Raw genomic sequence first — 25,658 nt, forward strand, 5'->3', positions numbered from 1 at the left:
TCAAGGACGCGACCGACGGCCAGGGGGCGGGACACGCTTTCCCGGCACCCCTCTGGACGACATACCGACTGGTCGGTCATCATGACAGCCGACCGAAGCCGATCCGGAGGTACGCACGTATGAGTTCCGCCCCGCCGCCAGGCCTCGACCCCGAGCAGCTGCGCCGCCACCTCGACCGCGAGCGCCCCGGCCTGGTGTCCGGCCCCCTCGAAGCCCGGCTGATCGAAGGCGGGCGGTCGAACCTGACGTACGTCGTGACGGACGGCACCAACCGCTGGGTCGTCCGGCGGCCCCCGCTCGGCCACGTCCTCGCCACCGCCCACGACATGCGGCGCGAGCACCGGGTCATCAGCGCCCTGCACACCACTCGCGTGCCCGTGCCGGAGACGCTGCTGCTCTGCGAGGACGACTCCGTGCTCGGGGCGCCCTTCTACGTCATGGAGTTCGTCGAGGGCACCCCCTACCGCTCCGCCCGGGAGCTCGCCCCGCTCGGCCCCGAGCGCACCCGCGCCGCCGTCCTCGGCCTCGTCGACACCCTCGTCGACCTGCACGCCGTGGACCCGGAATCCGTCGGGCTCGGCGACTTCGGACGCCCCGACGGCTTCCTCGACCGGCAGCTGCGCCGCTGGGGCAAGCAGCTCGACGCCTCGCGCGGCCGTGAACTGGCCGGGATCGACGAGCTGCACGCCGCCCTCGGCCGCGCGCTGCCCGCCTCCCCGGCGCCCACCGTGATCCACGGCGACTACCGGCTCGACAACGTCCTCATCGACGGGGACGAGCGCATCAGGGCCGTCCTCGACTGGGAGATGTCCACCCTCGGCGACCCGCTCACCGACCTCGGCCTGCTCGTCATGTACAGCACGCCGCTCGGCCTGCCGGACTCCCCCGTCTCCACCACCGCCACGGCCCCCGGGCACCCGAGCGCCGCCGAACTGGTCGAGCGCTACGCGGCCCGCTCGGGCCGCGACACCTCCGGCCTCGCCTGGTACACCGCCTTCGCCTGGTTCAAGCTCGCCGTGATCCTGGAGGGCATCCACTACCGCTGGACCCTCGGGCAGACGGTCGGCGCGGGCTTCGACCGCATCGGCGAACTCGTCCCCGTCTTCATCGAGCACGGCCTGACCACCCTTCAGGAGGGCTGAACCACCATGGACTTCGCCTACGACGCCCGGACCGAGGAACTGCGGGCGAAACTCCTCGCGTTCATGGACGAGCACGTGTACCCGGCCGAGGCCACCGCCGAGGAGCAGCGCGCCCTGCTCACCTCCCCCTGGGACACCCCGGCGGTCGTCGAGGAGCTCAAGGCCGAGGCCAAGCGGCAGGGCCTGTGGAACCTCTTCCTCCCCGACGCGGAGTACGGGGCCGGACTGACCAACCTCCAGTACGCGCCGCTCGCCGAGATCACCGGCCGCAGCCCCCACCTGGCCCCCACCGCCCTCAACTGCGCCGCCCCCGACACCGGGAACATGGAGCTGCTCGCCCAGTTCGGCGACGAGGCGCAGAAGAAGCAGTGGCTGGAGCCTCTCCTCACCGGCGAGATCCGCTCCGCGTTCGCGATGACCGAGCCCGAGGTCGCCTCCTCGGACGCGACCAACATCGAGACCCGGATCCGGCGGGACGGCGACTCCTATGTCGTCGACGGCCGCAAGTGGTACATCTCCGGGGCGATGAACCCCGACTGCCGGATCTTCATCGTCATGGGCAAGACCGACCCCGACGGTGCCGACCCGCGCCGCCAGCAGTCGATGATCCTCGTGCCGCGCGACACCCCCGGCGTCGAGGTGCGGCGCGCGATGCGGGTCTACGGGTACGAGGACCACTCCCACGGCGGTCACGCCGAGGTGATCTTCGACGGCGTCCGCGTCCCCGCCTCGCACCTCATCGGCGAGGAGGGCGGCGGCTTCGCCATCGCGCAGGCCCGGCTCGGCCCCGGCCGCATCCACCACTGCATGCGGCTCATCGGCATGGCCGAGCGGGCCGTCGAGCTGATGTGCCGGCGCGCCGTCTCCCGTACCGCCTTCGGGAAGACGATCGCCCAGCAGGGCGTCGTACAGAACTGGATCGCGGACGCGCGGGTGACGATCGAGCAGCTGCGGCTGCTCGTCCTCAAGACGGCATGGCTCATGGACACCGTCGGCAACCGGGGCGCGCACACGGAGATCCAGGCGATCAAGATCGCGACTCCGCGCGCGGTCGTCGACATCATCGACAAGGCCGTGCAGGCGCACGGGGCGGGCGGGGTCTCGCAGGACTTCCCGCTGGCCGAGCTGTGGGCGGCGGCGCGGACGCTGAAGCTCGCGGACGGCCCGGACGAGGTGCACCAGCGGTCGCTGGCGCGCCGGGAGCTGAAGAAGTACCTGTAGGGCGAGGCAGGAGGCGGACCCGGTCGGGGCGCGGGACGATGTCCGGCGTCCCTGGGGACGCGCCGAACGAGGCGGGGAAGCGGGCGCGGACGGCGGATTCGCCGCCGCTCGTGACGTATCCGGGGGCGGGGCCCGCGGCCACCGCCCCGGGTCGTGGACGACGTCCACCGAGGTCGGCCCCCTGGTGAACCGGACGGTGTCGTCCGGCACCGGGCGCACCGTCGGACACGGCCGGGGCGGCTCCGCCCCCTCGCTCGGGTCCGTCGTGCCCCGTGGGACCGTCAGGGGCGGAGGGCGCGGAGCAGCAGGTCGGCGAGGTGGCCCGCGACCTGCTCGGGGGTGAGCGGGCCGTCCGGGCGGTACCAGGTGGAGAGGTGGTGCACGGAGCCGAAGTGGTAGTCGACGACCAGGTCGGCGGGGGTCGCCGAGGAGAACACCCCGGCCTGCTGACCCTCCTCGATCAGGGCGCGGAACCGCTCGTGGTAGCGCCGCCGCTCGGATCTGACCTGCTTGTTCTTCTCCGGGCTGAGGTGGTGCATGGAGCGGAAGAAGATGGCGGCGTCGTCGAGGTTCTCGATGGTGGTGACGACCACGTCGGCGGCGGCGTCGCGCAGCCGGTCCTCGATGGGCGCGTCGGCGTCCGCGTAGGCGTCGAGACGCTCCTGCTGGAGGCGCAGGACGCGGGAGTAGACCTCCTGGAGGAGGTCCTCCTTGGAGCCGAAGTAGTGGTAGAGCGCGCCCTTGGTCACCCCGGCGGCCTCGACGATCTCCTGGACGGAGGTGCGGTCGTACCCCCGCTCGGCGAAGAGCCGGGTGGCGGCGGCGAGGAGCCTCTGGGGGACGGGTGTGCCGCTCCCGTCCGTCGTCCTGGCCATGCTCCGCCGCCTTCCTTGGTGATCGTTTTCGGTCAGCGGAACGTGATCCCGCCGCTAGATCTTCCCATCCGCGGGAGACCGGTCTAACGGGTGCCCGTCTCCCAGGCCTGCTGGACGTGGTTCATGGTGCCGAGCCAGCGCTCGGGGTCGGTGGCCCGGTTGCGGTAGTAGCCGGCCACCTCGGGGTGCGGCAGGACCAGGAAGCGGTCGGCGGCGATGGCGTCGAGGAGGGCGTCGGCGACGTCCTCGGGCTCGATGGCGGTGGGGGCGAGGACCAGTTCACCGGCCGTTCCGGCGGCGGTGAGCATGTCCGTACGGACGCCCTGCGGGCAGATGGCGTGGACGGCGAGACCGCGGTGCCGGTAGGTGAGGGAGAGCCATTCGGCGAAGGCGTACGCGCCGTGTTTGGAGACGCTGTACGGCGCCGCGCCGATCATGGTGAGCAGTCCGGCGGCGGAGACGGTGGAGACGAACCGGCCGCTGCCGCGCTCCAGCCAGTCCGGGAGCAGGGCGCGGGCCGCGCGGACGTGGGCCATGACGTTGACGTCCCAGGCGGCCGCCCAGACGTCCTCGTCGGCGAAGGCGTCGCCGGGCGAGGAGAGTCCCGCGTTGGCGCACCAGATGTCGACGGTGCCGCCGAGGGCCTCACGGGCCTCGTCGACGACGGCGGAGGCGTCCCCCGGGACGGCGAGGGCGCCGATCTCCTCGGCGACGGCCTTGGTGCGGACGGGGTCGAGGTCGTTGACGACGACCCGGGCCCCCTCGGCCGCGAACCGGCGCGCGAGGGCGGCGCCGATGCCCCCGCCGGCTCCCGTGACGACCACTCCGGCGCCCTGGACCTGGTTCGTGCCCTCGCTCATGGACCCACCTCTCCGCTGTGACGACGCCGACAGACTAACCAGTCGGTATGGAGAGACGGAAGAGTGTCGGCCGCACGCCTCGTTCCCCGGGGCCGTCAGGAGCGCTAGCGTGCGTGCCCATGTCACGGCCCCGGCCGGGGCCGGCGATCGAGGAGGTTTCCGCATGAGCCTGTCCCGACGGAGTCTGCTGGCCGCCGGAGGCGCCCTCGGGGCGGTCACGGCCACCGCGCCCGCCGCCGCGGCAGCGGGAGAGCCGCACGGGCACGGGCACGGACGGGTACGGACCGGCTTCGAGCGCCTCGCCGACGACGGCTACGCCCTCCTCGCCGGCGAACGCGTCGGCGTCGTCACCAACCCGACCGGGATCACTCGCGACGCCCGGCACCTCGTGGACGTGATGCACGCCGACGAGCGGGTGGACCTGGTCGCCGTCTTCGGCCCCGAGCACGGCTTCCGGGGCACCGCGCAGGCGGGCGGCTCCGAGGGGCGCTACGACGACCCGGCGACCGGACTGCCCGTCTACGACACGTACCTGAAGAGCGGGCAGCCGCTCGCCGACGTCTTCACCGCCTCCGGCGTGGACACGGTCGTCTTCGACATCCAGGACGCCGGCGCGCGCTTCTACACGTACATCTGGACGCTGTACGACTGCATGGCGGCCGCCGCTCTCGCCGGGAAGCGGTTCGTGGTCCTGGACCGGCCGAACCCGGTGACCGGGCGCGCGGCCCTCGGCCCGGTCCTCGACCGGGCGTTCGCCACCTTCGTCGGGCGCGAGCCGATCGCGCAGGCCCACGGCATGACGGTGGCCGAGCTGGCCAGTCTCTTCAACGGCGAGTTCCTGACGGCGCCGGTCGCCCTGGAGACCGTGCGGATGACGGGCTGGCGGCGCACCGATTTCTTCGACACGACCGGGCTGCCCTGGGTGCCGCCCAGCCCGAACATGCCGACCCCGGAGACCGCGCTCGTCTACTCCGGCACCTGTCTCTTCGAGGGGACGAACCTCTCGGAGGGCCGGGGCACCACCCGCCCCTTCGAACTCCTCGGCGCCGAGGGGATCGACCGGCGGTGGGCGGAGGCGGCGAACGCGCTCGGGCTGCCCGGGGTGCGGTTCCGCGAGGCGTACTTCGCGCCGACGTTCTCCAAGTTCCAGGGGAGGACCGTGGGCGGGGTGCAGGTGCACGTCCACGACCGGGAGAGCTTCGACCCGGTGCGGGCCGGGATCGGGCTCCTGGTCACCGCCCGCGCCACATGGTCCGGTTTCGCGTGGCGCGCGGACAACTGGATCGACAAGCTGACGGGGTCGACCCGGGTGCGGACGCTGATCGACGCGGGCGCGGGCGTGGACGAGGTGGTCGGGGCCTGGCAGGCGGACCTGGCGGCCTTCCGGGCGGTGCGGAAGGAGTATCTGCTCTACCGCTAGGGAGCGGCGGGGCGTCGGTCAGAGGGCGACGATCCGCAGGTCCTGGTGGGGTTGTCCCCCGATCCACCGGGGTGCGGGCCGGATGTCCTCCCGCACGTCACTCCGGCAACGCTGGTCCCATGAACTTCTCCACCCGTTCCTTACGACGCCGTCTGCCCCTCGTCGGACTCCTCGTCGCCGCCTGCCTCGGCACCCTCGCGCCCGCCGCGGGGGCGTCCGGGCCCCCGGCCGCCCCCGATCCCGCGCGCGAACTAGCGCGTACCGCGGAGCCGTTGACCGATCTGCGGCCGCTCGACCGGATGATCGGCCCGGCCAAGGTCGTCGGCATCGGCGAGGCCACCCACAGCTCGGCCGAGTTCTTCACCACCAAGCACCGGATCTTCGAGCACCTCGTGGAGCGGCAGGGCTTCCGGACCTTCGCCCTGGAGGCCAACTGGTCGACCGGGCTGCTCGTCGACGAGTGGGTGCGCACCGGCCGCGGCGACATCCGGGCGATCATGCGGGACGAGTTCCAGGAGTCGTACCGCCTCTGGAACACCGAGGAGTACCTCGACCTGTTCCTCTGGATGCGGCGGCACAACCAGCTCCACCCCGGCCACCAGGTCCGCTTCATGGGCAACGACCTCGGCTACGCGGGCCCGAACATCTTCGACGACGTGACCGCGTACGTGGCCCGCGCCCACCCCGCACTGCTCCCCCGCTTCCGGGAGCTGTACCGGGCCTCGCGCCCGGCGGGCGGGACGGAGACGTGGATGAAGGGGTACCTGGCCAGGCCGCGCCCCGAGCGGCAGCGGATGGCCCGCGAGGTGAACACGGCCCTCGCCCTCCTGGAGCGGCAGCCCGCGGGCAAGGACGCACGCGCGCGTGAGGCGGCGGCGTGGGCGGTCCAGCACGCGCGGGCCATCGCCCAGGTCGGCACCGAGTACGCCCACGACTTCGAGACGGGGGCCGGGGTCGCCGAGGCGATGCTCTACCGCGACCGGATCATGGCCGAGAACACCGTGTGGTGGCAGCGCAGGACCGGCGACCGGATCCTGCTCTCCGCCCACAACGGGCACGTGGGCTACGAGACCACGACACCGGACCAGTACCCGCGGATCCAGGGCGCCTTCCTTCGGGACGCCCTCGGCCGGGACTACGTGAGCGTGGGCGCCTCCTTCGGCCGCGGTTCCTTCAACGCGCACGACACCGGAGCCCCGGGCGAGCCGCTCCGCTCGTTCACCGTCGGCACGCTCGGCCCCGACAGCAACGCCCACACCCTGGACCGGGTGTCACCCGGCGCCTTCTACCTGGACCTGCGGCACACGACGCCGGCGGCACGCGACTGGCTCGGCACCCACCGGACGAGCCGGGTCGTCGGAACCGCGTACCCGTGGCCGGGCACCGAGGCCCGGGTCCGGCTGTCCACCGCGTTCGATCTGCTCATCCACTTCCCCCGCGTCACGGCGGCGCGGTTGCGCTGAGCGGGAGGCCGAACGGGGCTCCGGGCGGCGGTGGTTAGCGCGCGTGGAACGGCCTTCGAGGCCGGAACAGTACGGGTCCCGGCCGAGGTCTGGCCGGGGCTCCGCGCGGGCATCCTTGCCATGGGCCGCCGCCCGCGCAGTACGCGCCCGGGGCGCGGCGGCCACCTCGACGTGGAGGGACGGTCGGGCCGTGACCGGGATGAGTGTGGAGCCGTACCGGGAGATCACCTTCGACAAGGAGGGCGACGGACCCGCGGGGCAGTCCGCGGCCCTCGCCGCACTGGCCCGCCAGGGGGTCACCGACCTGGTGATGCTGGCGCACGGATGGAACAGTTCCCCCTCCGGCGCCACCCGCCTCTGCTCCGACTTCTTCGAGCCCTTCCCGGGTCTGCTCGCCCCGGGGATCGAGGCCGGGTACGCGGGGGTGATCTGGCCCTCGATGATGTTCACCGGCGAGCCGGTCCCCGACTACCGGGCGCTCGTGACGGTCCTGCCGGAGAAGGAGCCGGTCCTCGACCGGCTCACCGAACTGCTCGTGACGATGCCGGCCGAGGAGAGCGCGTTCGCCGAGTTCGGGGCGCTGCTGCGGGAGTTGACGGACGTGTTCGCCGGAGCGGACGGGGAGGGCGTCGCCGCCGGGTCCGGGGAGCCGTTGCCGGCGTTCCTGGTCGCGGACCCGGTGGAGGTGTGCGCCCTGTTCACCGAGGCGCTGGAGGCGGACACGACCGCGACCACGGCTGCGGCCGCGGCCGCGGCCGCGGGTGCGGGTGCGGGTGCCGTGCCGGCGGAAGGCTTCGGCGGGGGCCTCGGGCGGTACTGGAAGGGCGCCCGGGAGGTTCTGCGGCAGGCCACGTACTACGTGATGAAGAAGCGGGCGGGGCAGGTCGGCGCCTCGGGCCTGGGGCCCCTGCTCGGCGAGGTCGCACGCGCCGCCCCCGGTCTCCGCGTCCACCTCGTGGGCCACAGCATGGGCGCCCGGCTCGTCGCGCACGCGCTCGGGGGGCTGCCGTCGGGGGCCCGTCCGGTGGCCTCCGTGACCCTCCTCCAGGGCGCCTTCTCGCACTACGCGTTCGCGGCGCGGCTGCCGCACGACCCCGGCCGCTCCGGCTCGCTGCGGGACATGCAGTCGCGGGTCCGGGGTCCCCTGGTGGCCTGCTACTCGCGGCACGACGCGGCACTCCGGGTGATGTACCCGCTGGCGTCCCGGCTCGCGCGCGACTCCGAGTCGTTCGGCCCCGCGGCCGGACTGATCGGCTCGGACGATCCGCGCTGGGGGGCGATCGGGCACGACGGCGTCCGGGCGGTGCCCGGGACGGTGGTCCGGACCTTGGCGGCGACCCTGCGCGAGGGAGTGCCGGCCTCGGGGTGCGTGAGCGTGGACACGGCGGACGTGGTCCGCTCGCACAGCGACATCTGCCGTCCCGAGCTGGCCCGGGTGGTGGTGTCGGCGGCCAGGGTCGGCCGGTAGACCGGCGCCGGATCGGCGGGTGCGTCGGGTCCGGGTCGGCGGGTGCGTCCGGGCCGGATCGGCCCGTGGACCAGGCACGGGACCACAGCGGACTCCTCGGTTCCGCCCTCTCCCTGGAGCACCTCGCGCACCACTGATGGCTGCCATCGGAATTTCGATGGAACACGGCGGCGCGCTCGTTCGTCCCTCTGATACCGCGGAAGGACCAGCGACGGAGGTGGCGAGAGATGGCCGGTTTCCGGAGTCTCGCGAGACAGGTGCGCGATCCGGGGTGCGACACGGCGCTGCGCAGGTACTCCCTGCGCAAGTGTCTGGAACGGTTCGCGCCGTACGGGCACCGGGCGACGTGGGACCACTTGTGCAGCAGGCACAGGTTCGGACCCGAGGACCGGGAGCTCGACCCCGGGCGGCTGATCGCCGCGCTCGACGAGCTGGAGGAGGCGCGGGCCGTGTGGCTCGCGTACGAGGAGGAGTTCGCCGCCCGGCGGCGGCGCGAGAAGCACGACGGCCTGCGCGGGCTCGGCGCGCTCGACGACTGGCACCGGCGCGTCTGGGGCGGCAACGGCGTGGTGCGGTGCGGCGACCCGGCGGTGCATCCGACGGACCCGCTGCCGGAGGTGCTGCGGCGGCTGATCACGGCGCTCGAGCGCGGACCGGGCGAGCGGTGCCCGGTGTGCTCGGGGCCCCGGATCGAATGGACCGGCTCCGGCGACACCGACGAGCCGTGGCTCGGCCCGGTCTGCGGGGACTGCGGGGTGGGCGTGCCGCGTGCGGTGCTCACCTCGGGGGCCCTGGCCCGCGCCCGCGAGGAGCGGAACCGCTCGCTGGCGTCGGCGGCGTGACCGCTCCTGGGACCGGTGCGCCTCCGGTTCTCCAGGTCTGTCTCAACGGGACACGGGGGCCCGGGGATTCGGCCGCGGTGCCGATGTCGCCGGAGTCGCTCGCGGAGTCCGCGGCGCGGGCGGTGGCGGCGGGCGCGCGGGAGGTGCGGGTGCATCCCCGGACGCCGTGCGGGGGGACCTCGCTCTCGCCCCGGGTGCTGGCGCCGGTGCTGGCCTCGGTCCGGGCGGCGGTCGGTGCCCCGGTGCGGGTCACCACCGACATGGCCGCCGAACCCGATCCGGGGCGCCTGCCGGAGCGGATCCGCTCCTGGGACGTACTGCCCGACCTCGTGTCGGTCGACTGGCGCGAGCCGGGCGCCGAGGAGGTGGCCGCGGCCCTGCTGGAGCGCGGGATCGGGGTCGAGGCCGCCCTGTGGGCCCGTACCGACGGCCCGGCCCGTTTCGCGCGCTCCCCGCTCGCGCCCCTGGTGCTGCGGGTCGTCGCGAGGGCCCCGAACCCGGAGACCGGAGCGTCGGCCGAGGCGGCCGCGTGCTCGCTCCTCGCCGAGCTCGAGCCCGGACTCCCGCCCGGGACTCCCGTACTGCTCCACGGGGAGGACGGCGGAGCGTGGCCGGTGCTGCGGCTCGCCCGCCGTCTGGGCCTCGCCGCCCGTATCGGACTCGAGGACACCCTGCTGCTGCCGGACGGCACCCCGGCCCGCTCCAACGCCGAGCTGGTGACCGCCGCCCTCGCGGGGCGGGCCTAGGCCGTCTCTTCCGGATCTTGCCTGGCCCGCGCCGCCCGGCAAGATCCGAAAGAGACGACCTAGGACGCGTCCGGGGTGGGGTTGCGTACCGGCAGCAGCCGGGAGCCCGCCATCCGCTCGCCGAAGGCGTCGTCGGGGTTGGACAGGACGCAGGTCTCCAGGGACAGGCAGCCGCAGCCGATGCAGTCCGTCAGGTGGTCGCGGAGCCGGCCGAGCTGCTTGATGCGCTCGTCGAGCTCGGTGCGCCAGGCGCCCGAGAGCCGGGCCCAGTCCTCGTTCGTGGGCGTGCGCTCCTCCGGAAGCTGGGCGAGCGCCTCGCGGATCGTGGCCAGCGGGATGCCGACGCGCTGCGCGGCGCGGACGAAGGCGACCCGGCGCAGGGTGTCGCGGCCGTAGCGGCGCTGGTTGCCGGTGGTGCGGCGGCTGCTGATGAGCCCCTTCGCCTCGTAGAAGTGGAGGGCGGAGACGGCGGCCCCGCTACGGGCGGAGAGCTGGCCGACGGTGAGTTCGTGGATCTTCTCTGGAATCTGCGGCACTCCGCGACCCTACTGGTCCGTTGACAGCGGCCCACGAACCCCACATGCTGAGCAAGCGCTTAGATACCGACCGTTGGGTATGCCGTACCAGAGAGGACCAGGAACATGGCCGAGCCGAGGATCTTCACCTCCGCCGAGGAGCTGCGCGCGGGGGTCGGCGAGCAGCTGGGACACAGCGACTGGGTGGAGATCGACCAGAAGCGGATCGACCTCTTCGCGGACGCGACCGGGGACCACCAGTGGATCCACGTGGACCCGGAGCGCGCCGCCGACGGGCCGTTCGGCACCACCATCGCGCACGGCTATCTGACCCTGTCGCTGCTCCCGCTGTTCGTTCCGCAGGTGATGCGGGTCGAGGGCATGAGGATGGGCCTCAACTACGGCACCGAGAAGGTCCGCTTCCCCGCCCCGGTGCCGGTCGGCTCGCGGCTGCGCGCCACGGCCGTCCTGACCAAGGTCGAGGAGGCGGGCGGCGGTGTGCAGGTGACGGCGGCCGTGACGGTGGAGCGCGAGGGCTCCGAGAAGCCGGTCTGCGTCGCCCAGTCGGTCTCCCGCTACTTCTTCTGAGCGCCGACCATCCTGAGGACGAGGTCGGCGTAGAGCGCGCCGACCTCGTCGGGCGTCCGGCGGCCCTGGACGTTGAACCAGCGCGAGACGTCGATGCAGAGCGAGAGCACGGCGACCGTGGTGCCGGGCACGTCCGGTACGTCGAACTCGCCCGCCGCGACACCCTCGTCGATGATGCCGCGCACCGCCGCGTCGGACTCGCGGCGCAGCTCCACGATCTCGGCACGGTGCTCGGGGCCGAGGGCGTCCAGCTCGTACTGGACGACCCGCGCCGTGGTGTGGCGCTCGGCGTGCCAGCGGACGAAGGAGCGGACGGCGTCGGCGAGGCGCTCGGCGGCCGTGCCGTCGCCGGCGGCCGCGGCCCGGAGGATCTCCAGCGCCTTGTCGTGACCGATCCGGCTGATCCGGTGGAGCAGCTCTTCCTTGGTCTTGTAGTGGATGTAGAGCGCGGCCGGGCTCATCCCCGCCCGGCCGGCGATGTCCCGGGTGGTGGTGGCGTGGTAGCCGCGCTCGGCGAACGCCTCGACGGCGGCCACCAGAAGCCGCCTGGCCGCCTCGGGCGTGACCTCGCCCCAGGGCATGTCCTCGCCCCCGGGCGTCTCCTCCGCCACGCTCATCCCACACTCCTTCTCGACCCCGTCAGGACGAACACCATACAACGAGGGTGAGCAAGCGCTTAGAGACCGGCGACTCAGAGCTTCTGGAAGGGGTCGTGCTCGGCGAGGAGCTTCTCCAGCCGGGCCTGGTCGACCCGGCTGACGATCTGCCCGGCCTCCTGGCGGTCACGGACGACCTTGGCGAGGGTGAAGGCGGAGGTCGTGAGGTAGAGGACCGAGACGGCGAGGAAGGCGCGGACCCAGGCGCTGGCCTCCAGCTGGAAGATCCCGATGGCCACGGCCGCGAGGGCGATCCCGAAGGAGAGGACGGCCTGCATGTAGTAGGCGGCGGTGTTCTGCTGCTTGACCGGTGTGTCGCTCATGGGCACAGCATCGGACGGATGTGGCGGTGGCCACATCCGTCCGCGTACTCAGCCGCGTACTCAGAAGGGTCCGGGCGGGCGCGGAGGCTCAGAAGGCCGAGACTCCCGTCAGCGCCCGGCCGATGATGAGCTTCTGGATCTGGCTGGTGCCCTCGTACAGGGTCATCACGCGCGCGTCCCGGACCAGCTTGCCGACGGGGTACTCGTCGATGTAGCCGTAGCCGCCGAAGACCTGGAGGGCGTTGTTCGCGGCGCGGACGGCGGCCTCGGAGGCGTACAGCTTCGCCTTGGAGGCGGCGGTGGCGAAGTCCTGCCCCCGGTCGATCAGATCGGCGACCCGCCAGGTGAGCAGCCGGGCGGCGTCCACGTCGACGGCGATGTCGCTGATCAGTTCCTGCACGAGCTGGTACGAGGCGATGGGCTTTCCGAACTGCTCGCGCTCCCCCGCGTACCGCACGGCCGCGTCGAGGGCGGCCTGGGCGATGCCGACGCAGCCGGCGGCGACCGACATGCGCCCCTTGGCTAGGGCGGACATGGCGACGGTGAAGCCCTTGCCCTCGGGGCCCAGCATCGCGCCGGCCGGGACGCGGACGTCCTCCAGGACCAGCTCGGCGGTCGCCTGGCCGCGCAGGCCGAGCTTCCCGTGGACGGGACGGCGGGTGAGGCCGGGGGTGTCGGTGGGGACGAGGAAGGCGGAGACGCCCTTGTGGCCGGGGGTGTCGTTGGTGCGGGCGAAGAGCAGCACGACATCGGCCCAGGTGCCGTTGGTGATGAACATCTTGGCGCCGTTGATCACATAGTCACCGGCGTCGCCGTCCCGGACGGCACGGGTGGCGAGGTTCCCGGCGTCGGAGCCGGTGCCGGGCTCGGTGAGGCCGAAGCAGCCGAGCGCCTCGCCGGAGGCGAGCCGGGGCAGCCAGGACGACTTCTGCTCCTCGCTGCCCCAGACGGCGACGGTCTTGGCGACCAGGCCGAGGGAGACGGAGACGATGCCGCGCACGGAGGAGTCGCCGCGGCCGAGTTCCTCGGTCACGAGGCAGTACGAGAGGTGGTCTCCGCCGGAGCCGCCGTACTCCTCCGGGAGGGTGAGCCCGAGGAAGCCGACGGCGCCGAGCTTCTTCACGATCGCCCGGTCCACCTCCTCGGCCCGGTCCCAGGCGGCGGCGTGCGGGGTGACCTCGCGTGCGACGAAGTCCTCGGCGAGCCGCCGTACGGCTTCCTGCTCCTCGCTCAGCGCCAGATCCACGGTGCCACCCCTCACCCGGGCGTCGCCCGGCCGGTCATTAATTACCACTGCTAGTTTTTTCTGTGCGGGCCTACTATGTGCGCCATGGCCCGACCGCGCAAGCCCCTGCTCAGCCGAGACCGCATCGTCGAGACGGCGGGCGCGCTCGTGGACGCCGAGGGTCTCGGCGCGCTCTCGACCCGGCGGCTCGCCGCCGAACTCGGGGTGAGCGGGCCCTCGCTCTACAACCACTTCCGCACGAAGGACGAGATCCTCGACGCCGTCGCCGACGCGGTGAGCGCCAAGATCGACCTGTCGATGTTCGCCGAGTCCGACGGCCGCGACTGGCTGACCGCCCTGCACGACTGGGCCGTCTCCTACCGGGCCGCCCTCGCCGACCACCCCCACATCGTCCCGGTGCTCGCCCAGGGCCCCGGCCGCCGTCCGGCGGGCCTGCGCGTCGCGGACGCCGTCTTCGGCGCGATGGTCCGGGCAGGCTGGCCACCCGCCCAGGCCACCTCCATCGGCGCGCTGATGCGCTACTTCGTCACCGGCTCCGCCCTGGGCTCCTTCGCCCGCGGCTTCGTCGACGACGAGACGGCCTACGACCCGGCCGACTACCCCCACCTCGGACAGGCGCACCGCCTGGCCGAGCACCGCCAGAAGGTCGACGAGGGCGCCTTCGAGACGGGCCTGCGGGCCCTGCTCGACGGCTTGCGGCTGCAGTACGAGGCCCGGACCGGGGCCGCGCACGACACTTCGGCCGTCGCCGAAGCGTGAGTACGGGACGCTGGACGCATGGCAGCCAGTGACCTCGCCGCGCTCGCGGCGCTCTTCGCGGACGAGACCCGCGCCGCGTTCCTGCTCGCCCTGCTCGACGGGCGCGCCTGGACCGCCGGGGAGCTCGCCCGGCACGCGGGCGTGGCGCCGTCCACCGCGAGCGAGCACCTCGGGAAGCTGGTCACCGGCGGTGTGCTGGCCGAGGAGCGGCAGGGCCGCCACCGCTACGTACGACTCGCCGACGCCGGGATCGCGCATCTCGTCGAGGACCTGACCGCACGGTCCGAACCGGCGGTGGCCGCGCCGCCCCGCTCGCTGGGCGCCGCCGGCGCCGGGCGGGCGATGGCCCGGGGACGGACCTGTTACGACCATCTCGCCGGACGGCTCGGCATCACGATCACCGAGGCGATGACCGCACGCGGACTGCTGCACCAGGACACCGGGTTCGCGCTCACCGATCCGGGGCTCGCCTGGTTCGACGAGCTGGGTGTCCCCCTCGAACGCCGGGGGCGGCGGCCCGTCGCCCGCGGCTGCCTCGACTGGACCGAGCGGCGGCCGCACCTCGCGGGGATCGCGGGCGCCGCGTTGTGCCGGCACGCCCTGGACGCGGGCTGGTGCGTGCGGATCGGATCCGAACGGGCCGTCAAAGTGACGGGGGAGGGAGAGAGAGCCCTGTACGCGTCCCTGGGCATCACCCCGGAGGAGCTGCGGTGACCTTCGCCCTCCGTACCGCCCGCGCGCCGTCCCCTCGCCGGCCGGCTCCCACGCCCCGCCCGTCGCGCCCCGCCTCCCGCACCCCGGGGATATTGCGGTGAACGCCGAAGCGTCCTCGCCCTACGGTCGAGCCATGCAGAAGCAATCCTCGCGGCTCGCCCTCGCCGCCGCCGGTGTCACGGTCGTCCTGTGGGCCTCCGCCTTCGTCTCCATCCGCAGCGCCGGAGAGGCCTACTCCCCCGGCGCGCTCGCGCTCGGACGGCTGCTCGCCGGGGTCCTGGTCCTCGGGACCGTGCTCCTGATCCGGCGGGAGGGACTGCCGCAGCGGGCCGCCTGGCCGGGGATCGTGGTCTCGGGGCTGCTCTGGTTCGGGGTCTACATGGTGGTGCTCAACTGGGGTGAGCAGGAGGTCGATGCGGGCACGGCGGCGATGGTGGTGAACATCGGGCCGATCCTGATCGCCCTGCTCGGCGCCCGGTTCCTGAAGGAGTCGCTGCCGCCCCGGCTGCTCGCGGGCATGGCGGTGTCCTTCGCGGGCGCGGTGGCCGTGGGCCTCTCGATGTCCGGCGGCTCCTCCGGCGGACACGCCTCGGTACTGGGGGTACTGCTCTGCCTCCTGGCCGCGGCGGCGTACGCGGGCGGGGTCGTGGCGCAGAAGCCGGCGCTCGCCCACGGCAGCGCGCTCCAGGTGACGACCTTCGGGTGCCTGGTGGGCGCGGTGGCCTGCCTGCCGTTCGCCGGGCAGCTGGTCGAGGAGGCGGCCCGGGCCCCGCTGTCGGCGACCCTGAACATGGTCTACCTCGGGGTCTTCCCGACCGCGCTCGCGTTCACCACCTGGGCCTATGCCCTGGCCCGTACGACCGCGGGACGGATGGGCGCGACGACGTACGCCGTGCCCGCTCTCGTCGTCCTGATGGCGTGGCTGTTCCTGGGCGAGCTGCCGGCGCCGCTCACCCTGGCGGGGGGTGCTCTGTGCCTGGCCGGGGTGGCCGTATCGCGGTCCCGTTCACGGACCTCCGCCACCTCCGGAACGGCTGAATCCACCTGACAGGCCATACCCCCGGTTCCGGTCACTTCACGGACGTGCGGCGCCGGGTCGGCGCCCGCGACCTGGAGCGGAGATGTCCGTCAAGCCCCAGTTCCGGCCGGTCGGACCAGAGGGCACGTTTCGTGGCCTCCCGGCCGGATAGTTTCGAGTCGGTCACAGGCGCGGGCCGGAACATCACGCTCCGGCACCTTCTCGCAAGCCGACGGGGGAGCTCATGGCGATTCAGCAGCGGGCGGAACGTACGAGACAGGAAATCCTGTCGGCGGCCGCGAGGGTGTTCGACGGGCAAGGGTACGAACGGGCCTCGCTGGCGAGGATCGCCGGCGAGGCCCGGGTCACCACCGGCGCGCTCGTCTTCCACTTCGCGACGAAGGCGGATCTGGCGACGGCGGTACGCGGGCGGGCCTGCGCGGTCACCAGGATCACGGTCGAATCGGCCTGCCTGTCCGCGGAGGGCGTGGGCGGTACGGCGATCGACAAGCTGGTGATCACCACGCACGCGCTGATCCGGCTCTTCGAGACCGATCCCGTCGCCCGGGCCGGTGAACGGCTCGCGCGCGAACTGCAGTTAACCGACCCCGGGATGTCCGGGGACTGCCCGTGGCGGCGTGAGGTCTCCCGTCTCGCACGGTACGCGGCGGCCGAGAAGGCCCTGCGTCCCGGTGTGGACGCGACGGCCGTCGCCGCACTGATCGGCTATGTGATCACCGGGGTCGAGCTGGAGATGCGCCGCCCCCGCACGCCGTCCGACGAGGCCTGGCCCGCGGACGGCCCCAGGACCGCCGAGAACGGCGCGCTGCACGGACCCGCCGAGCAACGGCTCGGCCGCATCTGGGAGTTGATCCTTCCGGGACTGGTCCACCCGACCGGGCGACCGCACGGCGTCTAGGCCGCCGTCGCCGAGGGCCTGTCCGGTCCCGCACAGGCCCGTCCGCCCCTCCGCCGTACCGGCCCGCTCACACCCTCCGCCGCACGGGCCCACGTGCGTCCTCCGCCGCACGGGCCCGCTCGGCTCCTCCGCCGAACCGGCCCCGCCTCACTCCCCCGAGCGCAGCAACTGACGGGCGAAGTCCGCCAGGGAGCGGCCGATGCGCTCGGTCGAGAGGCCGAGTTCGTGCCGCTGGAACTGGAAGAGCTCGGGTGAGAGCGGGCTGAGCGCGATGTCGATCAGCGGGTCGGGGTCACGGATCCCGTGGTCGACGAGGAGCGTGCGGACGTGCACGCGCCAGAAGCCGTACGCCCCCGTCCGGAAGCGCGCGGGGCCGGTCTCCGCCCCCAGGGCCAGCGGCAGATGCCGTTCGAGCAGGTCGAGCATCGCCAGATAGAACGCCGCGAGCCGCTCCCCGGCGGGAGCGCCGGGTCCGAGCGGCGGCGGGCCGTAGATGAGCTGCCCCTGGAGGCGGCGCTCGTGCTCGTCGAGCAGCGCGACGGCGACCGAGGACGGATCGGGGAAGCTCCGGTAGAGCGTGGCCCGGCCCACTCCGGCGGCCTTGGCGATCCGGTCCATGGTGACCGTCCGCGGGTCCTGCTCGACGAAGAGCTGTTCGGCCGCGGCCAGGATCTGGGCACGGTTGCGTTCCGCGTCCGCGCGTCTGCGCGGGGCGACCGGCTGGTCGTCCGCGGCCTGGAGATCACCGAGGAGCCCGCCGACCCGGTGGACGGAGGAGGCTCCACGACCCCGCTGCTCGTCGTCGCTCATGGACCAGACCCTACTTCCCTCGGAGCTAAGTGGACACCTTGTCCGTTTGCTGTCTCCCGTGGCATGCTAAACGGACTCAGTGTCCACTTACCCGCTCGCCATCCCGCCCCAGGGAGATCAAGATGCACACCGCGCTCCTCGCCGCGGCCCTGCTGGTCGGCTGCCTCCTGGCCGTCCAGGCCTCGGTGAACCTCCAGCTCAACTCGGCCGTCGGCACCCCGTACGGCGCCTCGACCATCCAGCTCGGCGTCGCGACCGGTCTGCTGACCGTGCTCGCGGTGGCGGCCGGAGCACTCGGCGCGCTCGGCAAACTGCCGGACGTCGAGCCCTGGCAGCTGCTGGGCGGACTGGCCAGTCCGCTGTACATCACCAGCGGCATCCTGCTCTTCCCACGGCTCGGCGCCCTCGCCGCCGTCGGACTCTTCGTCACCGGCCAGATGTTCGCCTCGCTCGCGCTCGACCTCTTCGGCCTCCTCGGCCTCGAGAAGCAGGACCTGAGCGCCGGGATCGTCATCGGTGCCGTGGCCGTCCTCGCGGGCATCGTCGTGATCATCCGGGGCATGAAGGCGGCGGCCCCGCCCGGCGCTCCCAAGATGTCGAGCGCCGGCCGCGCCGGCTGGCTCGCCCTCGGCATCGTCGCCGGAGCGGTGCTGCCCGTGCAGGGCGCGGTCAACGCCCAGCTGCGCGCCCAGCTCAAGCAGCCCGTCACCGTCGCCGTGATCAGCTTCGCCGTGGCGACCTTCACCATCGCCGTCGTCCTGCTCGTGCTGTACGCGACCCGGAAGACGCCGAAGCCCAAGATCGCCCCGCTGAAGAAGATGCCCTGGTGGGGCTGGCTCGGTGGCGCCTGCGCCGCCGCCTACGTCACCGGGACCTTCCTGCTCATCCCCGAGATCGGGGCCGCGGTGACCATCGCGCTCACCGTGACCGGACAGCAGCTCACCTCGGCCCTGATCGACCACAAGGGCCTCTTCAAACTCCCCCAGCGCTCCCTCACCAAGCCTCGCGCCCTGGGCCTCGCCCTGCTGATCGCCGGCTCCCTGACCATCCAGCTCGTCTGACCGCCGGCTCCCCCGCCGACCGAAAGGTGTGCCATGAAAGCGTCCTACACCGCCGGGCCGGACATCCACGTCCTCCCCTCGGCGCTGCCCATCCCGGGGCTCGGCGACCAGCCGGTGAACGCCTTCCTCCTCCGGTCCGGACAGCCGCTCCTGGTGGACACCGGCATGCCCGTGGACCGGGAGGGCTTCCTGGACTCCCTCTGGTCGCTGGTCGAGCCGGCCGATCTGCGCTGGGTGGTCGTCACCCACGACGACCGCGACCACACCGGAGCCCTCGCCCGGATCCTGGCGGCCGCGCCGCACGCGAAGGTGCTCGCCAACGCCATATCGGTGACGCGAATATCGGAAGAGTTCGACATTCCACAGAACCGCGTGGTGACGGCGAACCCGGGAAGTCGCGTGAAAGTCGGCGACCGTGAGCTGAGTTTTCACCGGCCGCCCACGTTCGATTCACCCGGAACCCTCGCCGTTTTCGACCATTCCGACGGAACGCTCTACAGCTCCGACAGTTTCGGGACCGTGACGGAGGAATTCGGCCAGGAGTTCGCCGATCTCTCCGAGGAGGAATTCTTCCACGGCTTCGAGGTCCTGAACCGGGCGATAGCCCCGTGGACCGCACTGGTCGACGAGACCAAGTTCCTCCGGCCGGTGCACGAGCTGGCCGCCCTGCGCCCCGCGAAGCTGCTGAGCGCCCACGGGCCGACCGTCCGCGAGGACGCCGTACCCCGGCTCTTCGACGCGATGGCCCGTATCCCGTCCCTGCCCGCCTGGCTGCCCGGCGCCGACCTCGACCTCGAGGCGGCGCTCGACGCCGTCGAGTCCCCCAGCGGCTGAGCCGCCGCACCGCCCGCGTACCGACCGAGGAGAACCATGTCCGACCCGACCACCGCCGATCTGACCCCGCAGCGCGGAGTCGTCACCGTCTTCTCCGACATCTGGTGTTCCTTCGCGCACATCGCCGTCCACCGGCTGCACGAGACCCGGGCCCGGCTGGGCCTGGAGGAGCAGGTCTCCTTCGACCTGCGCGCCTTCCCCCTCGAACTGCTCAACGACGCCCCGAGCCCGCGCCCCGGCACGGACAGCGAGGTCGCCCGGATGGCCAGCCTCGAACCGTCCGCCGGCTGGCAGCTGTGGCAGGCCAAGGACTGGCTCTACCCCTCGACGACCCTCCCCGCCCTGGAGGCGGTGCTCGCGGCCAAGGCGCAGAGCCTGAACGCCTCGGAGCAGCTCGACCTCGGGCTGCGTCGCGCCTTCTGGGCGGAGTCCCGCTGCATCAGCCACCGCAAGGTGATCCTGGACGTGGCCGCGGACACCGGCGCCGTCGACGTCGACGCCCTCGCCGAGGCGCTGGACGACGGCCGGGCGCGCCGGGCGCTCTCCGACCAGGCCGCGCTGGCCAAGAGCGACCGGGTCGACTGCAGCCCGCATCTGTTCCTGCCCGACGGCTCCGACCACCCCAACCCCGGCATCGACGTGGACTGGGAGGGGGCGTACGGCATCGGCTGGCCGGTGATCGCCGCGGACGACCCGAAGGTATACGAGGACATCCTGCTGAGGGCCGCCACTGAATAGTTGAAAAGCCGCCGGAAGCGGCCGCGCCACAGGAACGACGGCCAGGCATTCCTTTTCGAGGAATGCCTGGCCGTCGTTCCTTTTTTTTGCCGACAGAACATCGCGGTGATTATTAATTGCGTGACCCGGCCGTTATTCGCAAGGCCGGTCGAAGCTCCTACAGTCATTCACGCCGCCGGAATTCCGGACGGAGATTCGTATCGACAGCGGGAGTTCTTCATGTCGTTGACCGACAAGGCAGACGTCAGCACGTTCGTCGACCTCACCCAGCACGAGATCGAAGCCCTGAAGACCCGGTTCAATCTGGCGGACGCGCACACCCACCAGCGGCAGTCCGCCTCCCAGGAGCGGATCGTCTCGCGTCTCCCCGAGCTCTGGCACGAGTCCGAGTCGAAGCAGCAGGCGCATTTCGAGCGCCGGTTCATCGACGCCTTCTTCCGGCTGCACCAGCAGCCCACCGCCCGTGCGATGGACCGCACGCTCCTTTCCTACTCCGCCAGCGTGTCGACCATGGTCGCCGGCATGTTCCTCAAGCAGCGCGGCAAGTCGGTGCAGTTGGTCGAGCCCTGCTTCGACAACCTGGTCGACCTGCTGCGCAACATGCAGGTGCCCATCTCCCCGCTCGCCGAATCGGCGCTGCACGAGAAGGACGCCATCTACGAGCGCCTGGTGGAGCAGGTCGACGCGGACGCGATCTACCTCGTCGACCCCAACAACCCCACCGGGTTCACCCTGCTCGCCGAGAAGCTGGACGGCTTCCGCGAGGTCGTCCGCTACTGCGTGGACCACGACAAGGTCCTGGTGATGGACTTCTGCTTCGCGTCCTTCGCGCTCTGCGACGAGGGCGTCGGCCGGGTGGACATCTACCGGCTCCTGGAGGATTCCGGCGTCACCTACATGGTGATGGAGGACACCGGCAAGACCTGGCCGATCCAGGACGCCAAGTGCGCCATGATCACGGCCAGCCGGGACATCCAGGAGGAGGTCTACAACCTCCACACCAGCGTCCTGCTGAACGTCTCCCCGTTCGTCCTCAACATGGTCACCCAGTACGTCGAGGACTCCATCACCGACGGTTTCGCCTCCGTCCGCGACATCATCAGCACCAACGGCGAGGCCGCCCGCACCGCTCTCGGCGGCACCATCCTCGAGTTCCAGGAGCCGGTCGTCGGCACCAGCGTCGCCTGGTTCCGCATCAAGCCGGAGCACCTGACGGCCACCCGGCTGCAGGCCGAACTCTTCGACGAGGAGGTGTACGTCCTCCCCGGCACCTTCTTCTACTGGAACACCAAGGAGAAGGGCGAGCGCTTCCTGCGCCTGGCCCTGGCCCGTGAGCCGGAGGTCTTCGCCGGCGCGATGGAGCGGATGCGGAAGGTGCTCGAGCGCTATGCCGGCTGACGCGAACCCGGTGGCGTTCATCGACGCCACGGCCTTCATGGGCATGCACAGCAAGGACGAGACCGTCCGGGTGGCCGCCAAGGCCTTCTTCGCCGGCCGGCTGGCCGCCGGGGACGCGGGCGGGGTCGTCATGAGCTGGGAGCAGGTCGGCCGCTGCGACGACCTCGTGTGGGGCTACGGGCGAGAGGTGCAGGACGCCTACTACCCCTTCATGGACGTCCTCCACACCGACCTGGCCATCGACCGGGTCGGCTACGAGGAGGACGACGTCCGCCGGGCCTTCACGACACCCGGGCTCGACGGTCTGCCCGCGCACGAACGCCTGCTGATCGCCCAGGTCGTCGGACGCGGCGGCACGCTCTACACGGCCAGCCCCCGGCTGACCGCCACGGCCGGCCTGCCGGTCGTACCGCTCGCCCCGCTCGCCCCGCTCGCGTCGGCCGACGCTCCCGCTCCCGGCGCGGAGCCCTCGTTCCCCGCGTACCTGGAGGACCTCTACCAGCAGTCGCTGGTGCTGACGGTCGTCTCCGAAAACCTCTGAAGACTTTCCGAAGGGCAGCCCACTCATGCCTGGCACCTACTCCGGGACCGTCGTCCCGCTGATCACCCCCCTCGACGAGCACGGCGTCGTCGACGAGCAGAGCGTCGTCCGTCTCCTGGACCACATCCGTGCCGAGGTCACCGGCTTCATGCCGGCCCTGACCTCCGGTGAGGGCTGGAAGCTCGACGCCCGGCAGTGGCAGGACGTCGTGACCTACACCGTCCGGCACGCGGCCGGCCTGCCGGTGCTCGCCGGCATCCAGCTTCCCGACACCGACGCGGTGATCGAGCGGGCCCGCACGGCGGCCGCGATCGGCGCGGACGCCGTCGTCGTCACCACGCCGTTCGGCAAGGACGTGACCCAGGACCGGATCGTCGAGCACTACGAGGCCATCCGCGCGGCGCTCGACATCCCGATCTTCCTCTACAACGAGGAGGCGCTCTCGGGCAATCGGATCGAGTTCGAGACCCTGATCCGGATCTGCAAGGAGATACCCGGGATCGTCGGCATCAAGGAGTCCAGCGGCGATGCCGCCTTCACCCGGAGGATGGCCGAGGCCGGTACCGGCATCCCGGTCTTCGAGGGCTGGGAGAACCTCCTCGTCGACGCCCGCGGCATCGAGGGCTTCATCGGCCCGCTGGCCAACCTGGAGCCCTCCCTGTGCAACGCGATGCTGGTCGACCCGACCCCGGACCGGCAGGCGGAGATCAACACCGTCTGCGAGCGGTACGGCGTCTTCAAGGACGACTGGTACCGCTGGGTCAAGAAGGAACTGCACCGGCGCGGTGTGATCGCCTCCCCCACCGTGCACGAGGAGGCGAAGGCGGTATGAGCACCATCCCCGCCTCCCACTCGATCACGGCCCCCGCCGCGACCGCGCAGCGCGAACTGCACAGCCTCTACCGGCGGGTCCCCAACCTCGGCGACTACGGGTCGATGACCGCGATCGAGGAGCGGTGGATCCTTCCCAAGGCGCGGGCGTACGAGGCCTCCGCCCCCTCGTTCGGCTCGGCCGGCGAGCTGCTCCAGGCGCTCAAGGAGTACCTCGCCGAGGAGGAGGCCTCGCTGCCGGAGAGCGCGACCTTCCTGGCCGAGCACGCGACGCGCGCGCAGTTCGAGGTCGTGGTGCGGCAGTTCGCCCTCGACGGTCTCACCGAGTCCGAGTCCCTGCTCCCGGTGGTCCCCCGGCTGCCGTACCGCTCGGCGATGGCGGTCTTCCGCGTCCTCATCGACGAACTCGGCTGCGGCAACGAGGAGAAGGCGCACTCCCAGCTCTACCGCGACCTGCTCACCGAACTCGGGCTGAGCCTCCGGCTCGACGACTACCTCGACGAGACGACCCCGGAGTGCTTCGCCTACGTCAACATGTTCCACTGGCTGGCGAGCCGGGCGCCCTCGCCCCAGTACTTCCTGGGTGCGTACGCCTACTTCGAGACCAGCGTGCTCTACGCCTTCCAGAGCTTCGCGCGGGCGGCCCGGCGCCTCGGAATCGTCCATGACGCCTACTACACCGAGCACCTGTACATCGACGCGTACCACAGCAGCCACATGCGTACGGCGATCCGCGCCCTCGACGAGCCGGACCTGGCGAAGATCTGGGCGGGTGTGCGGCTGGCCTCCGACATCGTCGGAACGGCCACGGAGGCGGCTGTCGCGCGGGCGCGGGAGACCGTCGCATGACGGCCGTGCCGGCGGGGCGGCGGGCCTCCGACGAGCCCACCGTCCGTCAGGTGACCGAGGAGCTGGTGCTGGTCGAGGCCGGCGGCCGCAAGGTCCTCGCGGCCGCCGTCTGCCCCCACCGCGGGGGCAGGCTCAAGTACGGCAGGGTCGACGGGGACAGGCTGCGGATCACGTGCCCCCTGCACCACACCACCTTCGACCTGACCAGCGGGGAGCGTCTTTCGGGAGCGGCGTGCGCGGCGCTGCGGGTGGTGGACGTCCTGCCCGGGGACCTCGCCGTCCCCGAGCAGCGCGTCCCCGCGCACGACATCCGCACCGCCCCCGACCGGGCGGCCCCGCACGAGGCGGCGCCGTCCGGGGGCGCCTCATGACCACGACACCGACCGGGGCGGCGTCCACCGTGGCGCCGCCCCGCGCGGCGGCCGACCACGACGGCATCGCGCCGGTTCCGGAGGCCGAACGCACCTCGACACCGGGCGACTTCGGATGGATCTGGCCCTCCGCGCAGTTCTCCTTCGGCACGGTCGTCCTCGGCGCGCTGCCCGTCGTCTTCGGCCTCGGCTGGTGGGCCTCGGCGAGCGCCGTCGCCGTGGGCGTCGCCGTCGGCACGGCGCTGCTCGCGCCGCTCGCCCGCTTCGGCATCCGGACCGGCACCAACGACCCCGTGGCGAGCGGCGCGCACTTCGGGGTGCGGGGCAGGGTCGTCGGCAACACCATCACGGTGGTGACCGCGCTCGGCTTCTTCGCCATCGCCGTGTGGACGGGCGGCACGGCCGTCATGGTCGCCGGGCACCGGCTGCTCTCCACCCCCACGGGACCGGGCGCGCTGACGGCCGCGATGTTCGTGACGGCGGCGGCGGTCGCGCTGGTCGCCGTGCGCGGCCACGAGACCCTGGTCCGTACATACAGGGTCACCGCGGTCACGGGCGGCGTGGTCCTGCTCGGCACCGTGATCGTCCTGGCCCCGGATTTCGACGCGGGCTACGCCGGCGGGAGGCTCGCGCTCGACAGCCCCCTGCACACCTGGCTGCTCGCGGCGACCGCCTCCGCCACCGTGCCCCTGTCGTACGCCACCTTCCAGGGCGACTACACCCGCTTCATGCCGGCCTCCACCCCCACCGGCCGGGTCGTGCGGGCCAGCGGGCTCTCGATGTTCCTCAGCAGTCTCGCGGCGCTGCTCACCGGCGCGTACGTGACGACCCTCTTCCCCGTGCCCGACGAGCCGTGGCTCCAGGGGCTGACGGACGCCGTCCCCGGCTGGTTCGCGGTGGCGGTCGTGGTCTTCGGCTTCGCGGGCACCCTGCCGCAGGCCGGGCTCTGTCTGTACGCGGCCGGGCTCTCCGCCAACTCGGTGTTCTGGCGTGCCTCACGGGCCGCCGTGACCACGGTGGTCGCGCTGCTCGCGGCGGCCGTGCTCTACCTCGGGGCGGTGGTGTACGACGCCATGGACGCGATGTCGGCGTTCGTGACGCTGCTCCTCACGGTCGTCGCCCCGTGGGCGGCCGTGCTCTTCGTCGGCTACGTCCTCCACCGGGGCCGGTACGACGCGGAGGCGCTGCGCACCTTCACCACGGGCGGCGGCGGACGGTACTGGTACGCGGGCGGGGTCAACCCGCGGGCCGCCACGGCCTTCGCGGCCGGCTCGGCCGTCGGGGTCCTCTGGGTGAACAACCCGCTGTACACCGGTCCGTTGACCGGCCTCACGGGCGGCGTCGACCTGAGCCTGCCGGCCTCCTTCGCGGTCGCCGCCGTGCTGTACGGGGCGCTGTGCCGGGTGTGGCCGGAGCCGCTGCTGCCCCCGACCCACGGTGCGAGGTGACC

The 25,658-nt window shown here is 72.4% G+C and carries 28 protein-coding genes; 21 read left to right on the top strand and 7 right to left on the bottom strand.

Going from position 1 to position 25,658, the window contains the following annotated elements; translation table 11 throughout:
• The first annotated feature begins 119 nt into the window (after positions 1-119).
• Positions 120-1,142: a phosphotransferase family protein gene (locus tag IE311_RS21095; protein ID WP_189833316.1), complete on the top strand. Its 1,023-nt coding sequence runs from the start codon at positions 120-122 to the stop codon at positions 1,140-1,142.
• Positions 1,143-1,148: 6 nt separating this feature from the next.
• Positions 1,149-2,363 (top strand): acyl-CoA dehydrogenase family protein, encoded by a 1,215-nt coding sequence (locus IE311_RS21100; RefSeq protein ID WP_189833317.1) that lies wholly within the window; start codon positions 1,149-1,151, stop codon positions 2,361-2,363.
• 281 nt (positions 2,364-2,644) lie between these two features.
• Here IE311_RS21100 and IE311_RS21105 read toward each other — a convergent pair whose 3' ends face one another.
• A complete protein-coding gene (locus IE311_RS21105) occupies positions 2,645-3,238 on the bottom strand; it encodes a TetR/AcrR family transcriptional regulator (protein ID WP_189833318.1) in 594 nt (197 codons plus the stop codon).
• An 83-nt stretch (positions 3,239-3,321) separates the two neighbouring features.
• A complete protein-coding gene (locus IE311_RS21110) occupies positions 3,322-4,098 on the bottom strand; it encodes an SDR family oxidoreductase (protein WP_189833319.1) in 777 nt (258 codons plus the stop codon).
• 163 nt (positions 4,099-4,261) lie between these two features.
• Between IE311_RS21110 and IE311_RS21115 the strand changes: the two genes are divergently transcribed.
• The 5 genes from IE311_RS21115 (at position 4,262) to IE311_RS21135 (ending at position 10,037) form a co-directional block, all read left to right on the top strand.
• A complete protein-coding gene (locus IE311_RS21115; RefSeq protein WP_189833320.1) occupies positions 4,262-5,518 on the top strand; it encodes an exo-beta-N-acetylmuramidase NamZ family protein in 1,257 nt (418 codons plus the stop codon).
• 119 nt (positions 5,519-5,637) lie between these two features.
• Positions 5,638-6,981, top strand: a complete 1,344-nt coding sequence (locus IE311_RS21120; protein ID WP_189833321.1) for an erythromycin esterase family protein — start codon at positions 5,638-5,640, stop codon at positions 6,979-6,981.
• Positions 6,982-7,180: 199 nt separating this feature from the next.
• Positions 7,181-8,449: an alpha/beta hydrolase family protein gene (locus IE311_RS21125; RefSeq protein WP_189833443.1), complete on the top strand. Its 1,269-nt coding sequence runs from the start codon at positions 7,181-7,183 to the stop codon at positions 8,447-8,449.
• 227 nt (positions 8,450-8,676) lie between these two features.
• Entirely contained in the window at positions 8,677-9,291 is a 615-nt protein-coding gene (locus IE311_RS21130; RefSeq protein WP_189833322.1) for a hypothetical protein, read from the top strand.
• The gene (locus tag IE311_RS21135) at positions 9,288-10,037 is read left to right on the top strand and encodes a 3-keto-5-aminohexanoate cleavage protein (protein ID WP_189833323.1); all 750 of its coding nucleotides are present in this window, start codon (positions 9,288-9,290) and stop codon (positions 10,035-10,037) included. Before IE311_RS21130 ends, IE311_RS21135 begins: the two co-directional genes overlap by 4 nt.
• A gap of 59 nt (positions 10,038-10,096) precedes the next feature.
• Here IE311_RS21135 and soxR read toward each other — a convergent pair whose 3' ends face one another.
• Entirely contained in the window at positions 10,097-10,573 is a 477-nt protein-coding gene (soxR, locus tag IE311_RS21140) for a redox-sensitive transcriptional activator SoxR (protein ID WP_189833324.1), read from the bottom strand.
• A 105-nt stretch (positions 10,574-10,678) separates the two neighbouring features.
• Here soxR and IE311_RS21145 point away from each other — a divergent pair, with 105 nt between their 5' ends.
• On the top strand, positions 10,679-11,140 hold the full coding sequence (locus tag IE311_RS21145; protein ID WP_189833325.1) for a MaoC family dehydratase: 462 nt from the start codon (positions 10,679-10,681) through the stop codon (positions 11,138-11,140).
• On the opposite strand, the gene IE311_RS21150 is transcribed toward IE311_RS21145, so the two are convergent.
• The 3 genes from IE311_RS21150 to IE311_RS21160 form a co-directional block, all read right to left on the bottom strand.
• Positions 11,128-11,757: a TetR/AcrR family transcriptional regulator gene (locus tag IE311_RS21150; RefSeq protein WP_189833326.1), complete on the bottom strand. Its 630-nt coding sequence runs from the start codon at positions 11,755-11,757 to the stop codon at positions 11,128-11,130. The genes IE311_RS21145 and IE311_RS21150 overlap by 13 nt on opposite strands.
• 74 nt (positions 11,758-11,831) lie before the next feature.
• Positions 11,832-12,119: a YiaA/YiaB family inner membrane protein gene (locus IE311_RS21155; protein ID WP_189833327.1), complete on the bottom strand. Its 288-nt coding sequence runs from the start codon at positions 12,117-12,119 to the stop codon at positions 11,832-11,834.
• Between the two features lie 88 nt (positions 12,120-12,207).
• Complete coding sequence (locus IE311_RS21160; protein ID WP_189833328.1) at positions 12,208-13,365, bottom strand: acyl-CoA dehydrogenase family protein; 1,158 nt, start codon at positions 13,363-13,365, stop codon at positions 12,208-12,210.
• Positions 13,366-13,449: 84 nt separating this feature from the next.
• Here IE311_RS21160 and IE311_RS21165 point away from each other — a divergent pair, with 84 nt between their 5' ends.
• From IE311_RS21165 to IE311_RS21180, 4 genes are all read left to right on the top strand, one after another.
• A complete protein-coding gene (locus IE311_RS21165; protein ID WP_189833329.1) occupies positions 13,450-14,124 on the top strand; it encodes a TetR/AcrR family transcriptional regulator in 675 nt (224 codons plus the stop codon).
• Positions 14,125-14,142: 18 nt separating this feature from the next.
• A complete protein-coding gene (locus tag IE311_RS21170) occupies positions 14,143-14,838 on the top strand; it encodes an ArsR/SmtB family transcription factor (RefSeq protein WP_189833330.1) in 696 nt (231 codons plus the stop codon).
• 133 nt (positions 14,839-14,971) lie between these two features.
• Entirely contained in the window at positions 14,972-15,886 is a 915-nt protein-coding gene (locus IE311_RS21175) for a DMT family transporter (RefSeq protein WP_189833331.1), read from the top strand.
• A gap of 214 nt (positions 15,887-16,100) precedes the next feature.
• Entirely contained in the window at positions 16,101-16,775 is a 675-nt protein-coding gene (locus tag IE311_RS21180) for a TetR/AcrR family transcriptional regulator (RefSeq protein WP_189833332.1), read from the top strand.
• Positions 16,776-16,922: 147 nt separating this feature from the next.
• Here IE311_RS21180 and IE311_RS21185 read toward each other — a convergent pair whose 3' ends face one another.
• Positions 16,923-17,585: a TetR/AcrR family transcriptional regulator gene (locus IE311_RS21185; protein WP_189833333.1), complete on the bottom strand. Its 663-nt coding sequence runs from the start codon at positions 17,583-17,585 to the stop codon at positions 16,923-16,925.
• A 122-nt stretch (positions 17,586-17,707) separates the two neighbouring features.
• Between IE311_RS21185 and IE311_RS21190 the strand changes: the two genes are divergently transcribed.
• The 9 genes from IE311_RS21190 (at position 17,708) to IE311_RS21230 (ending at position 25,656) form a co-directional block, all read left to right on the top strand.
• Complete coding sequence (locus IE311_RS21190) at positions 17,708-18,646, top strand: DMT family transporter (protein WP_189833334.1); 939 nt, start codon at positions 17,708-17,710, stop codon at positions 18,644-18,646.
• 33 nt (positions 18,647-18,679) lie between these two features.
• Complete coding sequence (locus tag IE311_RS21195; protein WP_189833335.1) at positions 18,680-19,480, top strand: MBL fold metallo-hydrolase; 801 nt, start codon at positions 18,680-18,682, stop codon at positions 19,478-19,480.
• 36 nt (positions 19,481-19,516) lie between these two features.
• Positions 19,517-20,218 carry a DsbA family oxidoreductase gene (locus tag IE311_RS21200; protein ID WP_189833336.1) on the top strand — a complete coding sequence of 234 codons (702 nt, stop codon included), beginning with the start codon at positions 19,517-19,519 and terminating at the stop codon, positions 20,216-20,218.
• Between the two features lie 219 nt (positions 20,219-20,437).
• Entirely contained in the window at positions 20,438-21,616 is a 1,179-nt protein-coding gene (locus IE311_RS21205) for an aminotransferase class I/II-fold pyridoxal phosphate-dependent enzyme (protein ID WP_189833337.1), read from the top strand.
• Positions 21,606-22,157, top strand: coding sequence for a DUF6190 family protein (locus IE311_RS21210; protein WP_189833338.1), 552 nt, complete (start codon positions 21,606-21,608; stop codon positions 22,155-22,157). The genes IE311_RS21205 and IE311_RS21210 overlap by 11 nt, the downstream gene beginning before the upstream one ends.
• A 25-nt stretch (positions 22,158-22,182) precedes the next feature.
• On the top strand, positions 22,183-22,989 hold the full coding sequence (locus tag IE311_RS21215) for a dihydrodipicolinate synthase family protein (protein ID WP_189833339.1): 807 nt from the start codon (positions 22,183-22,185) through the stop codon (positions 22,987-22,989).
• Positions 22,986-23,837: an iron-containing redox enzyme family protein gene (locus tag IE311_RS21220; protein ID WP_189833340.1), complete on the top strand. Its 852-nt coding sequence runs from the start codon at positions 22,986-22,988 to the stop codon at positions 23,835-23,837. The genes IE311_RS21215 and IE311_RS21220 overlap by 4 nt, the downstream gene beginning before the upstream one ends.
• Positions 23,834-24,208 (top strand): Rieske (2Fe-2S) protein, encoded by a 375-nt coding sequence (locus IE311_RS21225; RefSeq protein WP_189833341.1) that lies wholly within the window; start codon positions 23,834-23,836, stop codon positions 24,206-24,208. Before IE311_RS21220 ends, IE311_RS21225 begins: the two co-directional genes overlap by 4 nt.
• Entirely contained in the window at positions 24,205-25,656 is a 1,452-nt protein-coding gene (locus IE311_RS21230; RefSeq protein ID WP_229902058.1) for a purine-cytosine permease family protein, read from the top strand. The genes IE311_RS21225 and IE311_RS21230 overlap by 4 nt, the downstream gene beginning before the upstream one ends.
• The last annotated feature ends 2 nt before the right edge of the window (positions 25,657-25,658 follow it).

The sequence above is a fragment of the Streptomyces zaomyceticus genome (genome assembly GCF_014656215.1).
Lineage (GTDB): Bacteria > Actinomycetota > Actinomycetes > Streptomycetales > Streptomycetaceae > Streptomyces > Streptomyces zaomyceticus.

Excerpts from the sequence above, each read along its gene's own strand:
- IE311_RS21095 (WP_189833316.1), top strand. The coding sequence starts at position 120 with ATGAGTTCCGCCCCGCCGCCAGGCCTCGACCCCGAGCAGCTGCGCCGC.
- IE311_RS21100 (WP_189833317.1), top strand. The coding sequence starts at position 1,149 with ATGGACTTCGCCTACGACGCCCGGACCGAGGAACTGCGGGCGAAACTC.
- IE311_RS21105 (WP_189833318.1), bottom strand. The coding sequence starts at position 3,238 with ATGGCCAGGACGACGGACGGGAGCGGCACACCCGTCCCCCAGAGGCTC.
- IE311_RS21110 (WP_189833319.1), bottom strand. The coding sequence starts at position 4,098 with ATGAGCGAGGGCACGAACCAGGTCCAGGGCGCCGGAGTGGTCGTCACG.
- IE311_RS21115 (WP_189833320.1), top strand. The coding sequence starts at position 4,262 with ATGAGCCTGTCCCGACGGAGTCTGCTGGCCGCCGGAGGCGCCCTCGGG.
- IE311_RS21120 (WP_189833321.1), top strand. The coding sequence starts at position 5,638 with ATGAACTTCTCCACCCGTTCCTTACGACGCCGTCTGCCCCTCGTCGGA.
- IE311_RS21125 (WP_189833443.1), top strand. The coding sequence starts at position 7,181 with ATGAGTGTGGAGCCGTACCGGGAGATCACCTTCGACAAGGAGGGCGAC.
- IE311_RS21130 (WP_189833322.1), top strand. The coding sequence starts at position 8,677 with ATGGCCGGTTTCCGGAGTCTCGCGAGACAGGTGCGCGATCCGGGGTGC.
- IE311_RS21145 (WP_189833325.1), top strand. The coding sequence starts at position 10,679 with ATGGCCGAGCCGAGGATCTTCACCTCCGCCGAGGAGCTGCGCGCGGGG.
- IE311_RS21150 (WP_189833326.1), bottom strand. The coding sequence starts at position 11,757 with ATGAGCGTGGCGGAGGAGACGCCCGGGGGCGAGGACATGCCCTGGGGC.
- IE311_RS21155 (WP_189833327.1), bottom strand. The coding sequence starts at position 12,119 with ATGAGCGACACACCGGTCAAGCAGCAGAACACCGCCGCCTACTACATG.
- IE311_RS21165 (WP_189833329.1), top strand. The coding sequence starts at position 13,450 with ATGGCCCGACCGCGCAAGCCCCTGCTCAGCCGAGACCGCATCGTCGAG.
- IE311_RS21170 (WP_189833330.1), top strand. The coding sequence starts at position 14,143 with ATGGCAGCCAGTGACCTCGCCGCGCTCGCGGCGCTCTTCGCGGACGAG.
- IE311_RS21175 (WP_189833331.1), top strand. The coding sequence starts at position 14,972 with ATGCAGAAGCAATCCTCGCGGCTCGCCCTCGCCGCCGCCGGTGTCACG.
- IE311_RS21180 (WP_189833332.1), top strand. The coding sequence starts at position 16,101 with ATGGCGATTCAGCAGCGGGCGGAACGTACGAGACAGGAAATCCTGTCG.
- IE311_RS21185 (WP_189833333.1), bottom strand. The coding sequence starts at position 17,585 with ATGAGCGACGACGAGCAGCGGGGTCGTGGAGCCTCCTCCGTCCACCGG.
- IE311_RS21190 (WP_189833334.1), top strand. The coding sequence starts at position 17,708 with ATGCACACCGCGCTCCTCGCCGCGGCCCTGCTGGTCGGCTGCCTCCTG.
- IE311_RS21195 (WP_189833335.1), top strand. The coding sequence starts at position 18,680 with ATGAAAGCGTCCTACACCGCCGGGCCGGACATCCACGTCCTCCCCTCG.
- IE311_RS21200 (WP_189833336.1), top strand. The coding sequence starts at position 19,517 with ATGTCCGACCCGACCACCGCCGATCTGACCCCGCAGCGCGGAGTCGTC.
- IE311_RS21205 (WP_189833337.1), top strand. The coding sequence starts at position 20,438 with ATGTCGTTGACCGACAAGGCAGACGTCAGCACGTTCGTCGACCTCACC.
- IE311_RS21210 (WP_189833338.1), top strand. The coding sequence starts at position 21,606 with ATGCCGGCTGACGCGAACCCGGTGGCGTTCATCGACGCCACGGCCTTC.
- IE311_RS21215 (WP_189833339.1), top strand. The coding sequence starts at position 22,183 with ATGCCTGGCACCTACTCCGGGACCGTCGTCCCGCTGATCACCCCCCTC.
- IE311_RS21220 (WP_189833340.1), top strand. The coding sequence starts at position 22,986 with ATGAGCACCATCCCCGCCTCCCACTCGATCACGGCCCCCGCCGCGACC.
- IE311_RS21225 (WP_189833341.1), top strand. The coding sequence starts at position 23,834 with ATGACGGCCGTGCCGGCGGGGCGGCGGGCCTCCGACGAGCCCACCGTC.
- IE311_RS21230 (WP_229902058.1), top strand. The coding sequence starts at position 24,205 with ATGACCACGACACCGACCGGGGCGGCGTCCACCGTGGCGCCGCCCCGC.